Source organism: Brevundimonas subvibrioides ATCC 15264 (assembly GCF_000144605.1).
Classification (GTDB): domain Bacteria; phylum Pseudomonadota; class Alphaproteobacteria; order Caulobacterales; family Caulobacteraceae; genus Brevundimonas; species Brevundimonas subvibrioides.
The window spans coordinates 3,004,838-3,017,296 of the sequence record NC_014375.1 but is presented as its reverse complement, the minus strand read 5'-3'; the positions used below and the strand labels follow the sequence as shown (position 1 = coordinate 3,017,296).

The 12,459-nt window shown below is 69.1% G+C and carries 8 protein-coding genes; 2 read left to right on the top strand and 6 right to left on the bottom strand.

Annotated features, from left to right (window positions below; translation table 11 throughout):
* Nucleotides 1-2 precede the first annotated feature (2 nt).
* The 6 genes from BRESU_RS14720 to BRESU_RS14695 all read right to left on the bottom strand — a co-directional run bounded on the left by BRESU_RS14720 (nucleotide 3) and on the right by BRESU_RS14695 (nucleotide 9,010).
* Entirely contained in the window at nucleotides 3-1,445 is a 1,443-nt protein-coding gene (locus BRESU_RS14720; RefSeq protein ID WP_013270352.1) for an aldehyde dehydrogenase family protein, read from the bottom strand.
* Nucleotides 1,446-1,507: 62 nt separating this feature from the next.
* A complete protein-coding gene (locus BRESU_RS14715) occupies nucleotides 1,508-2,941 on the bottom strand; it encodes a sugar porter family MFS transporter (protein ID WP_013270351.1) in 1,434 nt (477 codons plus the stop codon).
* Between the two features lie 44 nt (nucleotides 2,942-2,985).
* Nucleotides 2,986-3,744, bottom strand: coding sequence for a D-xylose 1-dehydrogenase (gene xylB / locus BRESU_RS14710; RefSeq protein WP_013270350.1), 759 nt, complete (start codon nucleotides 3,742-3,744; stop codon nucleotides 2,986-2,988).
* Nucleotides 3,741-4,871, bottom strand: coding sequence for a fumarylacetoacetate hydrolase family protein (locus tag BRESU_RS14705; RefSeq protein ID WP_013270349.1), 1,131 nt, complete (start codon nucleotides 4,869-4,871; stop codon nucleotides 3,741-3,743). Before BRESU_RS14705 ends, xylB begins: the two co-directional genes overlap by 4 nt.
* A 64-nt stretch (nucleotides 4,872-4,935) precedes the next feature.
* Nucleotides 4,936-5,940, bottom strand: a complete 1,005-nt coding sequence (locus BRESU_RS14700) for a LacI family DNA-binding transcriptional regulator (RefSeq protein ID WP_013270348.1) — start codon at nucleotides 5,938-5,940, stop codon at nucleotides 4,936-4,938.
* A gap of 61 nt (nucleotides 5,941-6,001) precedes the next feature.
* Nucleotides 6,002-9,010 carry a DUF6298 domain-containing protein gene (locus BRESU_RS14695; protein ID WP_013270347.1) on the bottom strand — a complete coding sequence of 1,003 codons (3,009 nt, stop codon included), beginning with the start codon at nucleotides 9,008-9,010 and terminating at the stop codon, nucleotides 6,002-6,004.
* A 113-nt stretch (nucleotides 9,011-9,123) separates the two neighbouring features.
* On the opposite strand from BRESU_RS14695, the gene BRESU_RS14690 reads away from it, so the two are divergent.
* The gene (locus tag BRESU_RS14690) at nucleotides 9,124-10,722 is read left to right on the top strand and encodes a pectate lyase (protein ID WP_013270346.1); all 1,599 of its coding nucleotides are present in this window, start codon (nucleotides 9,124-9,126) and stop codon (nucleotides 10,720-10,722) included.
* Nucleotides 10,723-10,781: 59 nt separating this feature from the next.
* On the top strand, nucleotides 10,782-12,404 hold the full coding sequence (locus BRESU_RS14685; protein WP_013270345.1) for a family 43 glycosylhydrolase: 1,623 nt from the start codon (nucleotides 10,782-10,784) through the stop codon (nucleotides 12,402-12,404).
* Nucleotides 12,405-12,459: the final 55 nt, after the last annotated feature.

Sequence of the window (12,459 nt, the reverse complement as noted above, 5' to 3'; positions counted from 1 at the left end):
GCTCAACTCCAGGAATAGCTGGTCTTGGTCTGGGTGTAGAATTCGACAGCGGCAAAGCCCTGCTCGCGGGCACCGTAGCTGGAGGATTTCGAGCCGCCAAACGGCACGTGATAGTCGACCCCGGCGGTGGCGAGGTTGACCATCGTCATGCCGGCGCGGGCGCGGCGCTGGAAGTCGCGGGCGTGCTTCAGGCTGGTGGTCACGATGCCGGCCGACAGGCCGAACTCGGTGTCGTTGGCGACGGCCAGGGCCTCCTCATAGTCCTTGACCCGGATCGTCGAGGCGACGGGGCCGAAGACCTCCTCGGTGTTGATGCGCATGGCCGGGTCGGTATCGGCGATCAGCGTCGGTTGCACGTACCAGCCGGGGGTGGACAGGCTCAGTCGTTCGCCGCCGGTGACGATCCGGCTGCCGGACGCGCGGGCAATGTCGATGTATTTGTACGAGGTTTCCATCTGGGCCTCGGAGACGGCCGGGCCCATCTGGGCGTCGGGGTCCAGCGCATCGCCCACCCGCAGGGCCGCGACCCGCTCGGCCAGCAGGGCCACGAACCGGTCGTGGATGGCGTCGGTGACGATCAGGCGGCTGGACGCGGTGCAGCGCTGGCCTGTGGCGAAGAAGGAGCCGTCGAGCGCGATGGCGACGGCGCGTTCCAGGTCGGCATCGTCCAGCACGATCAGCGGGTTCTTGCCGCCCATCTCCAGCTGTACCCGCGCCTGTCGCTTGATCGCGCCCAGGGCGACGCCCGCGCCGACGCTCTGTGACCCGGTGAAGGACAGGCCGTCCACGTCGGGATGGTCGACGATCGCCTGACCCACCCCGCCGCGCCCGATCACCAGGTTGAACACGCCCTTGGGCAGGCCGGCTTCCACAAGGATGTCGGCCAGGGCCGAGGCGATGGCCGGCGTGGGTCCCGCGGGCTTCATCACCACCGTGTTGCCGAAGGCCAGGGCGGGTGCCGCCTTCCAGGCCGGGATGGCGATGGGAAAGTTCCAGGGCGTGATCAGGCCATAGACCCCGACGGCCTGACGATAGGTCTGGATCTCGACGCCGGGGCGAACGCTGTCCAGGTTCTGGCCGTGACGGCGCAGGGCCTCGCCGGCGAAATACTTCAGGATCCGGCCGGCACGAACGGTCTCGCCGATGCCCTCGGGCAGGGTCTTGCCCTCTTCGCGCGACAGCAGGCGGCCCAGTTGTTCGCGGCGCTCCATGACCAGGGTCCCCGCCCGGTCCAGCACGTCGGAGCGGACCTCCGGGCTGGCCTCGGACCAGGCCGGGAAGGCAGACTTCGCGGCCGCGACCGCGGCATCGACCTCGGCCTGACCGCCATCGGGCGTGCGGGCGACGATCTCGTTGGTGTTGGACGGATTGTGGCTCTCGCCCGGCCGGGCCACCTCCGCGCGCTCGCCGTCGATCAGGTGGCTGAGGTTGAGGGTCTCGGTCATCGGGCGTCCTTGGAGAAAAAGACCGGCGACGGGGGAGCGTCGCCGGGGAGGGAGTGGGTCGATCAGCCGGTCATGTCTTCCAGTTCACGACCCCGGGTCTCCTTAACCCAGGCCTGAACGAGGAAGTAGGACACAAGGGCGCTGGCGGCATAGAAGCCGTAGGTCGCGGGCAGGCCCAGACCCGCCGCCATGGCCGGAAAGCTGACGGAGATGGCGAAGTTGGCGATCCACTGGGCGAACCCGGCCACCGCCAGGGCGGACCCGCGCATCTGGTTGGGGAACATCTCGCCCAGCATGACCCACATCACCGGTCCCCAGCTGAGGTTGAAGAAGACGACATAGGCGTTGGCGGCGATCAGGGCGATCAGTCCGACCTGACCCGGCAGATGGACCGCCCCTTCGATCGTCTGGGCCTGCGAGAAACACCAGGCGACGATGGCGAGGGTGACGAACATGCCGGCCGAGCCGATCAGCAGCAGGGGCTTTCTGCCGATCCGGTCGATGACGGCGACAGCCGCGAGACAGGCGAGGATCGACAGGGTGCCCGAGCCGATATTGATCAGCAGGGCATCGTTCTCCGAGAAGCCGACCGACTGCCACAGGGTCGCGCCGTAGTAGAAGACGATGTTGATGCCGACCAGTTGCTGGAACACCGCCAGGATCAGGCCGGCCCAGACGATGGGGCGGATCTTGCGGGTGGCGGGGTCCAGCAGGTCGCGGAAGCTCGGCTTGTGGTCGGCCGCGAGGGAGGCGCGGATTTCGGCGACCTTGCGGGCCCCGGTCGTGGGGCCGAAAAGCTTCGACAGAACCGCCAGCGCCTGGCCGTCCTTGTTCCTGGCGACCAGGTACCGGGGGCTCTCCGGGATCAGCAGCAGGGCGAGCAGATAGATGGCGGCGGGCACGACCTGCAGCCAGAACATCCAGCGCCACGCCGGGAAGCCCAGCCAGAACTCGGCGGTTGATCCTCCGGCCGTCGCCGCCAGCGCATAGTTGGCGACGAAGGGCCCGGTCAGGCCGGTGATGATCATGATCTGCTGGACGCTGGACAGGCGGCCCCGCATCGAGGCGGGGGTCACTTCCGAGATATAGGCCGGGGTCAGGACGCTGGCCGCGCCGACGCCCAGTCCGCCGATGAAGCGGGCGATGACGAAATGGGCCGAACTGTCGGCGGCCCCGGCCCAGACGGCGCTGACGATGAACAGACCGGCCGAGACCAGCATGACGGTCCTGCGGCCGATCAGATCGGCCAGACGCCCCGCTGCGAAGGCGCCGAAGGCGCAGCCCAGCAGGATGGCCCCGACATTGAAGCCCGTCCCCAGCGCCGACAGGTTGAACGCGCTCTCCAGCCCGTCCTGGGTGCCGTTGATGACCCCGGAATCGTAGCCGAACATGAAGCCCCCGATGGTCGCCACGGCGACGATCAGGGCGATGAAGGCCATGTTGACCTGATCGGCCCCCGCGATGTCGGGTCCTGATCCGCCTGTCGGTCCTGCCATTCTCAATCCTCCATTTGGGCTCTGACGGCCCGATTTTCGGTCGGTCAGCGCCAGCCGGCGTCGACGAAGTATTCGTGTCCGGTGATGAAGCGCGCGTCGTCCGAGGCGAGGAACAGAGCCAGGGCGGCGACATCCTGTGGCTCGATCCGGCCCTTCAGGCATTGTGCGGCGACGATCTCGGCCTCCCCCTCCGGGGTGTACCATTTCATCTGGCGGGGGGTTCTGACGTTGCCGGGGACGATGCAGGCGACGCGCACCCCGTCGGTCCCGAGCTCTCGCGCCAGCGCGCGGGTCATGCCCTCGATGCCGGCCTTGGCGGTCTCGTAGATCGACAGGTCCGGCAGGCCCAGATGCCAGCTGATGGACCCCAGATTCAGGATTACGCCCCGACCCCGCGCGCGCATCCCCGGCGCAACGGCCTGGGCGGCGAAATAGAGGTGACGCAGGTTCACGCCGATGCGGTCGTCCCAGTAGGCGGGCGTGACCTCGGCCAGCGTATGGCGGTCGTCGTTGGCCGCGTTGTTCAACAGCACGTCGATGGGGCCGTGCTCGGCCATGATCCCGGCCAGGGCGGTCTGAAGCGCGCCGAGGTCGAGCAGGTCGCACGATCGGAAGACGGGCCCGGGGCTGCAGTCCGCCAGACGTTCGGCCAGTTCGCGGGACTCGGCTTCGGCGCGGTCGAGGAAGATCACGCGTGCGCCCTGGCGCGCGAAGCCTTCGGTCAGGGCGGCGCCGATGCCGCTCCCGCCTCCGGTCACGACGACAAGGCGGCCTTTCAGAGAAGGATAGACGGCTCCGCTCACAGCAGGCCTCGCCCGGCGAGATTGGTCATCAGCGCCGAGATGCCGAAGGTCCAGGGCGGCGCGGCCTCGCATGACGTCACGCGATTGCGCAGAACGCCGAGCCGGGGCGACGACACGCAGACCTCGTCGCCTGTCTTGTGGGTGAAGCCCTGGCCCGGTGCGTCCCGGTCGTCGATCGGCGCGAACATCGTGCCGAGATACAGGGCGAACCCGTCCGGATACTGGTGCGCCGACGAACAGGTCTGCGCCGCCAGGTCCAGGGGGTCGCGGCTGATCAGGCGCATCGACGACCGGCCCGACATCACGAACCCGTCCTCGCCCGTGACCGTCAGAGAAATGACGGCGTCGCGCACGTCATCGATCCCGAAGGTGTCGTCGAACAGGCGGATGAAGGGGCCGACGGCGGCGGAGGCATTGTTGTCCTTGGCCTTGCCCAGCAGCAGGGCGGACCGTCCCTCGATGTCGCGCAGATTGACGTCGTTGCCGAGCGCCGCGCCGACGACCGTACCGCCGGGATCGCAGATCAGGACGACTTCCGGCTCGGGATTGTTCCAGGCGCTGTCGGACCGGACGCCGACGTGGTCGCCCCAGCCGACGGAGGCCAGCACGGGTGCCTTGGTGAAAATCTCCGCGTCCTTGCCGATGGCGACCTCGAGGTACTGGGACCACAGACCCTCCTCGATCAGCACCGCCTTCAGGGCGTCGGCCTCCGGCGAGCCCGGGCGGACGGCGGACAGGTCGGCGCCGACGCGTTCGGCCAGGGCGTCCCGGATCGACCGGGCGGCACCCGCGTCGCCGCGCGCGCGCTCCTCGATGACGCGCTCGACCGCCGAGACCGCAAAGGTGACCCCCGACGCCTTGACGCATTGCAGGTCGAGCGGGGACAGAAGGCGGGGCAGGGTAGACGACGCCTGCAGATCAAGCGCGTCCAGCGGTCCGAGGGTCGGGCCCGTCAGGGTGGCCGGATCGCCGCGGGCGATCGCCTGGGCAGTGGTGGCGGCCGACGCCGAAATGTCGAACACCTCGCCGCCGCGCAGCAGGACCGGGGTCGGTCCTTCCGCCAGCAGCAGGCGGCCGAGGAAGGTCCCGGAACGCCAGTCCTCCGGCATGTCGTCGATCAGCCTCACGCGCGCCTCCCTCCACATTCTGACGACGTGGTAGCGCTAACATGAACAGCTCAGAGCAACCCTGTCAATGCGGGGCGGGCCCTGTGCTGTCGCGGACGATCAGACTGTGCGGGACGGAGCCGGGCGTCTCGCCGGGACGGGCCAGCCGGATCGCCGCCTCGTGCGCCATGTCGGCAGCGGGCTGGCGGATCGTGGTCAGGGTCGGCCAGGAACTGGCGGCGACATAGGTGTCGTCGAAGCCTGCCACCGACACGTCACCCGGGGCGTCGAGGCCCGCGCCATGGACCGCCGCCAGGGCTCCGGCCGCCATGTCGTCGTTGCTGGCGAACAGGGCGGTCGGTCGCGGCCGTTGGGTTAGCAGGCGTCGCGCCGCCTCGAGCCCCGAACGATAGGTGAAGTCGCCGGCTTCGACGATCAGGCGGGCATCGGGGACCGTCGCCACCGCCTGCTCGGCCCCCGCGCGGCGTTCGGCGCTGGCGCTCTGGTCCCCTCGGCCCTCGATGAAGCCGATGTGCCGGTGACCCAGCGCCAGAAGATGTCCCACCATCTCGCCGGCCGCGGCCCGATCGTCGATCCGCAGGCTGACGACGCCCTCGCCCCGGCCAGGCGCGGCCAGGGCCACGGCCCGCAGCCCGGCCCTGGCGATCGCTTCCAGCGTCGCAGGGGATTCCCCCAGCGGCGGCGGCACGATCAGGCCCTGGGCTCCGCCTGCGACAAGACGTGATACGGCCAGCCGTTCGGCCACGGGATCCCCGGCCTGCGACGGCTCGATCATCAGCAGCAGGCCGGCCGCCCGCGCGCCGGACAGCGCGCCGGCCAGGACCTCGGCCAGATAGGCGTTGCTGGGGTTGGCATAGAGCAGGCCGATCCGGCCCGCGCCCGCGCGGGCCAGGATCCGGGCCGCAGGGTCGGGGGCATAGCCGATGTCGGCGATGACTGCCTCCACCCTCGCGCGCGTCTCGGGTCGGACGCGGCTGCTGTCATTGATGACGCGCGACACGGTCATGGGCGAGACACCGGCCAGCCGGGCGACATCGCCGATGGTCGGCTTGCGGTCGTCGTCGGTCATCGAGGCTTCCGGAGCGGCGGGATTGTCCGCTGCGTGAGGTCGCGGGATTTGGTGGCGCGCGTCAAGGCGTCCCGGCGGCCGGGGTCAGGTGCACGGCCCAGGGCCCGGTGGCGAATCCGGACGGCGGGGACAGCTGCGTCTCGCCCGCGCCGAGACGCGTTTCGACGACGGCATCCGGGCCCGGTCCGATCCAGCGGGCCACCGTCTGACCGGGCAGGGCCCGATCGAGCGTGACCGACCCGCCGTCGATGCTGAACACAAGGCCACTTCCGTCTGGCGCGCGGGTCGCCCATGCCCGGGGCGTCGGTCGCACGAGGGTCACATCGGGGCGAAACGCCGTGCGGGCCTCGGCCGACAGCGTTGCTTCCAGCTGACGGCTGAGGTCGGGAAACGGGTCTTCGACGCCGATGATCGCCAGGTCGGGCCGACGGTCGCGATACTCCCGATAGGCGCGGTAGCGCATGGCCGGCGTGGACGCCCACAGGGTCCGACGCACGGCACCGGGATCGGCGGCCCCCGCCAGATCCGCATCGGTGGCGATGGCGTCGACCTGTTCGCGCGGGGCCTTGTTCAGACCGCCCTGAACCGCGAACAGCACGCCGTCGGGACGATAGACCCAGTGGTGAAAGCCGATCGCATCCACCGTCCGCGAGCGGACCGGATCGTCCAGGATCGCGTCCATCTCGGCCTTGGGCACGTCCAGCGCGACCCAGACGGATTGCCCGGTCCCGGTTTCCCATTCCGCGATCGTGTCGAGCCAGAACTGCACGAAGGGCAGGGGGCCGGTGTACTCCGGGTCGAGGCCGAAGATGACGTTGGATCGGCCTTTCAGCGCCTCCAGCGTGTGGCGGATGTAGAGCCGGTGCAGGTCGCGCCGGACCGGGTCGGACACGTCCCAGAAGGTCTCCGCCGCCGGGCGCTCGTCGGGCAGACCGGTGGCCTGCAGGGCGTTCACCGGCCGCCACGGGAAGTCGACATAGTGGGCCCGGCTCTCCAGCAGCCAGTGCTGCAGATAGAGCTTGTGATAAAGGACGATGCCGCGTCGCCCGGCCAGATCGGCGAAGGTCGCCAGCCGGTCGAAGAACCACGGATTGAAGCGGGTCAGGTCGTATTTGCTGAGACCGTCCCAGGCCCGGCCCTCGCCGCTGCGCGCCCACGGCAGCTCCATGAACGGGCCCCAGACCTCGCCGTCTGCATGGCTGGGGGACCCGTAGAAGTCGTGGTCCACCCGCCGCCGGTCGTACCAGAGGCCGTAGTTGTGAACGACATAGTCGCCGGTGGTCAGGCTGCCGGCCAGCTGTTCGAGGTCGTCGGTCAGACCCACACCCTCGAGCCCCGGCGCGAAACGCGTCAGGGCCGGGCCGAAGGCGGGGGCCAGGGCCGGGACCATCTGGGCCTGGAAGAAGGAGAATCCCAGGCGACGCTGCAGGGCCGGCTGGCCATCAATCAGGAACCGGCCGTCCGTCAGGGTCAGCGGATGGCTTTCGACCGGCTGCCTGGTGTCCTCGACATAGGCAGAGACCTCGGCGTCGGACAGGTGTGGCGTGGCCGCGGGGACGTCCGGAACGGAAGCCGGGTCCAGAGCCGCGAGCGCCGACGAACCCAGGCGGGCCTCCAGCTGGGCACGGTACAGGCTGGCGGGCGTCTGAGGCTGGGCGCGGAAGAAGTCCCGCCCCGGGGCGATGCGCGGATCCTCGACCGCACCGTCACCACTGAGTTCGCCCCGGCAACCGATGGCGAGATTGGGCGCGCCGGGGGCGCTGCGGACCGCCACGTCGCTGGCCTCGCAGTTCCACAGGACCGAGTTCGCCGCGGACCAGCCGACGCCCTGGCCGTCGCGCCCGCGGTGGGTCAGGTTCAGGGCGTTGCCGCGCACCCGGACGCTGTCGAACAGCGCGCCGCTGGCCCAGCTTTCGAGCGTGCCGCTGTCGCCGTGAGCCTCGTCCGAAAGACAGTCGAGGAAGACGTTGGGGCCGGCCGCCGCATGGCCGATACCGAAGTCGTGGATGCCGTCGCGGCTTAGGCACCGCACGAACAGCGTCTGCTGCCCGGCGGAGTAGAAGACGCGTCGTCGCAGGCCGCCGATTTCCGACACCGGATCGACGGCAGCCACGTCCTGCACCGTGATCCGGCGACTGGCGGCGCCGAGGTCAACGACGGAACTGACGAAGCCTTCCGCGGCCACGTCGCGAACCCAGCCGTCCTCGACAGCGTCGATGACGATGGCGAACCAGCTGTGATCCTCGTCTGCCGGCCGGGCCGGATCGGATCGGGACACCAGGCGGAGATGCTCTACGCCGATCTCGCGCAGACGGGTTGCCGAGGCCCCGGAGGTCAATACCGCTTCGCCGGGGCCGATCGCCAGGGTTAGTGGGGCGTCGAGGACGATCGACGCTCCCTCGATCGCGACGATGCGTCGATCCCAGACGACATCGCGCGAACCCGGAGCCCAGTTCAGGCGCGTTTCCGGTCGCCAGCCGACGAAGGCGTCCATGCCGAGGCTGGCGATCCATGCCGCCGTGCTCGGCCTGCGAATGACGACCGGGTCGCCGACGGACAGGCCCCGCGCGCTGGCCAGCGGGACACGAATACCTCCGACCGGGATCGCCCCGGCGACGGGCCGCGCATCACCTGCCAGCGTCGCATCGCGCGACGGTGCGTCGATCCGGATCAGGGCGCGGCGGTCATGGCCGGTCGCGATCAGCCGCGTGCCGGCGGGGGCGCTGCCGGCGCCGCGCAGAACCACGCCGCCGGTGCCGATCCGGATCTGGTCGTCGATCTGGAACTCGCCGGCGTCCAGCTGGACGACGCCCCGCCGACCGTCGGGGCCCTCGGCCAGACGCTCTATGGCGCGGACGCCCGCCATGATGCGCGCCGTGTCATCGCCGGGGCCCGGGCTGACCAGGATGGTCGCCTCGGCCCGGGGCAGTGAGATGCCACCTCCGCGATATCCGGCATGGGAAAAGTCGATCGGCAGATCGCGCCACTGGAAGGACGGGTCCCCGACCTGTGCCTCGACCGGTGTCATAAGCCAGCATGACGCCAGCGCGAACCATCCCCATCGCCTCATGCCCGGCTCCCTAGATTTCCGTTCAAAAGTATTATTATATCATCAGTGGGCGACGGGCCACGCCTGATGCGCCGACGAAGAGCGGGCGAGCCTGGAGCCGGAGGACGTATCGAATGCTGACGCGGCGGACCTGGCTGGTCGGTGCATCGGCCGCCCCGCTGGCGGGAGCGGTCGGAGCGTGGTCGGCTCAGCATGTTGACCGCGCGGTGGTCGTGGGCGCGATGCGTCGGGCCACGCGCTTCATGACCGACCGCGTGGCGACACGGGGCGGCTACGTCTGGTCCTATCTGGCCGACTTCTCTCGCCGATGGGGCGAGATGGAGGCCTGGCCCGGCATGATCTGGACCCAGGCCCCGGGCACGCCCGAGATGGGCCACATCTTTCTCGACGCCTTCCACGCCACCGGCGAGGCGCTCTATTATGATGCGGCGGAGCGGGCCGGAGACGCTCTGGTCGCGGGGCAGCACCCCAGCGGCGGATGGAACTACATCATCGATTTCCACGGCGAGGCGTCCCTGCGTCGCTGGTACGAAACCATCGGTCGCAACGGCTGGCGGCTCGAGGAATTCCAGCACTACTACGGCAATGCGACCTTCGACGATCACGCGACGGTCGAATGCGCGCGGTTCCTCCTGCGGCTCCACCTCGAGAAGGGGGAGCCGCGATTTCGCGAGGCGGTCGATCGGGCGGTCGGGTTCGTCCTAGACAGCCAGTACCCGGTCGGCGGATGGCCCCAGCGCTGGCCGAAGATGGACGATTTCAGCCATCACGGCCGCCCCGACTATACCGGCTACATCACCCTGAACGACGAGGTGGCCGAGGAGAACATCGACTTCCTTCTCCTTGTCCTCCAGCAGTTGCGGGACGAACGGGTCCGTGCGCCGATCGAGCGGGCGATGGCGTGCTTTCTGGCGCTCCAGCAACCGCAGCCATCGCCGGGCTTCGCGCTCCAGTACACGCTCGATCTCCGGCCCGCCGGTGCCCGGACCTATGAACCGGCGGCGCTCTCGCCGCACACGACGGCGGCGGCCGTCGACAGGCTGATGGACTTCTACGAACTGACCGGCGACCGTGCCTTCCTGACGCGCGTACCCGAAGCCATTGCCTGGCTCCGGGACGTCGAGGCTCCGGCACCCGCCCAACGCAACGGACTGACCCACTTCCGTTACGTCGAGCCGGGCAGCAACCGCTTCATCGCCGTGCACCGGCGGGGGTCGAACGCGCAGAACGGCTCCTACTACAGCGACTATGACATGACGGGTCAGTTCGCCGAGAAGCGCATCGACATCGCCCGGCTGCAGCAGCGCCACGATCGCCTTGCTGCGACGATGCCGGAACAGGCGGCGGCGGCCTCGCCCCTGTCGGGACGCGGGCCCTCGCTGATGCCGCGCTACTGGGTCACCCGCGCTGTCGGTGGCTCGGACCTCAATGTGACCGCCGTCCGGGCCCGCGCGCTGGAGGTCGCCGACCTCGTCCAGACGCTGAACGCAGACGGCTACTGGCCGCAGGAGCTGCGAACCACGAGCCACCCCTACATCGGACCGGGCCCTGCCGAGCCTCCGCCCGGCTTCGTCGATCAGGGTCAGGTCGGGGATGACTGGGATACATCGCCGTTCACGCAGCCGTCCGGACCGATGGGGATCTCGACCGGGACCTACATCAACAACATGAGCCGGCTCGTCGGCTATCTCCGTGAGACGCAAGGGGCATGATTGCGCCCCGCCGCCCGTTCCTTCATCGCCCATCCGTCGTGCATCAGTCGAGGTTCGCCATGCCATCCATCCACCGCCGTGCCGCCCTTTCAGCCCTGCTGGGCGGGGTCGCCCTGACCGCGGTTTCGGGCCGGTCGGTCCTGGCCCAGACCAACGAGGCGGCGGCGCCCCTGGGGCGCGAATGGGCGCACATGCGCTGGGCGCGGGGGATCGAGAACCAGAGGAAGGCCGACCTGGGGGACGGCACCTTCCTCAACCCGATCATGTCGGGCGATCACCCGGACCCGTCGATCCTGAAGGACGGCGACGACTACTACATGACCTTCTCGTCGTTCGAGTCCGTGCCGGGCATCCACATCTGGCACTCGCGCGATCTGGTGAACTGGCAGCCGGTCGTAGCGGCGTTGACGACCAACATCGGCTCGGTCTGGGCCCCTGAGTTGTGCAAGCACGGCGACCGATACTACGTCTACATCCCCGCCCGTTTCCCCGACTACCGGTCCAGCTACGTCATCTGGGCGGACAGGATCGAGGGGCCCTGGTCCGAACCGATCGACCTGAAACTGCCCAACCGGATCGATCCCGGCCACATCGTCGGCGAGGACGGCAGACGCTATCTGTTTATGAGCGGCGGCGACCGGGTCATGCTGACCGACGACGGCCTGGCCACCGACGGCGCGCTGGAGCACGTCTACGATCCCTGGCGCTATCCCGACGACTGGATCGTCGAGGGCTTCGCGCCGGAGGGGCCCAAGCTGATGAAGCGGGGCGAGTATTTCTACATGATCACGGCCGTGGGCGGCACGGCGGGGCCTCCAACCGGCCACATGGTGATTGCGGCCCGTTCGCGGTCGATCCACGGCCCGTGGGAGGACTGTCCGCACAACCCGATCGTCCGCACTGTTTCGGGCGCGGAAAAATGGTGGTCGCGCGGCCATGCGACCCTGGTCGAGGGACCGGCGGGCGACTGGTACATGGTCTATCACGGCTACGAGAACGCCTACTGGAGCCTGGGTCGCCAGACCCTGCTTGATCCGGTCGAATGGACCGACGACGGCTGGTTCCGGGCAAAGGGCGGCGATCTGGCCACCCCCCTGCCGATGCCCGCGGGAGGCGAGGCGGTGCCGCACGGCATGGCGCTTTCGGATGACTTCTCGACCGACAAGTTCGGTATCCAGTGGAGCTTCTATGATCCGCAGGCCGACGAGAAATCTCGCCTGACCCGGGCCGGCGGCGTCCTGCACATGCACGCCAAGGGCACGGCCCCCAGCGACTGCTCGCCCCTGACCTTCGTGCAGGGCGATCAGGGCTATGTGCTGGAGTGCGAAATCGAGATCGATCCGGGCACCGTCGCCGGCCTGATCCTGTTCTACGACCGGCAGCTGTACGCGGGGCTGGGGTTTGATCCTGCGAAGTTCGTAACCCATCAGTACGGCATCGAGCGCGGGCGTCCCGACCACGGCTACGGGTCCCGCATGCATATCCGACTGACCAACGCCTTCCAGAACGTCTATTTCGACACGTCCGGCGACGGCGTGACGTGGAAACGCTTCGATCGCGGGATGGAAGTGTCCGGTTACAACCAGAATGTCCGGGGCGGCTTCATGATGCTGCGCCCGGCCATCTATGCCGCGGGGCAGGGCGAGGCCCGCTTCCGCAACTTCACCTACCGCGCGCTCTGACAGGGACGGGCGCACGAAAAAGGAGCGCCGGTCGAAACCGGCGCTCCAGGGCTGA

Excerpts from the sequence above, each read along its gene's own strand:
- BRESU_RS14720 (WP_013270352.1), bottom strand. The coding sequence starts at position 1,445 with ATGACCGAGACCCTCAACCTCAGCCACCTGATCGACGGCGAGCGCGCG.
- BRESU_RS14715 (WP_013270351.1), bottom strand. The coding sequence starts at position 2,941 with ATGGCAGGACCGACAGGCGGATCAGGACCCGACATCGCGGGGGCCGAT.
- BRESU_RS14700 (WP_013270348.1), bottom strand. The coding sequence starts at position 5,940 with ATGACCGACGACGACCGCAAGCCGACCATCGGCGATGTCGCCCGGCTG.
- BRESU_RS14695 (WP_013270347.1), bottom strand. The coding sequence starts at position 9,010 with ATGAGGCGATGGGGATGGTTCGCGCTGGCGTCATGCTGGCTTATGACA.
- BRESU_RS14690 (WP_013270346.1), top strand. The coding sequence starts at position 9,124 with ATGCTGACGCGGCGGACCTGGCTGGTCGGTGCATCGGCCGCCCCGCTG.
- BRESU_RS14685 (WP_013270345.1), top strand. The coding sequence starts at position 10,782 with ATGCCATCCATCCACCGCCGTGCCGCCCTTTCAGCCCTGCTGGGCGGG.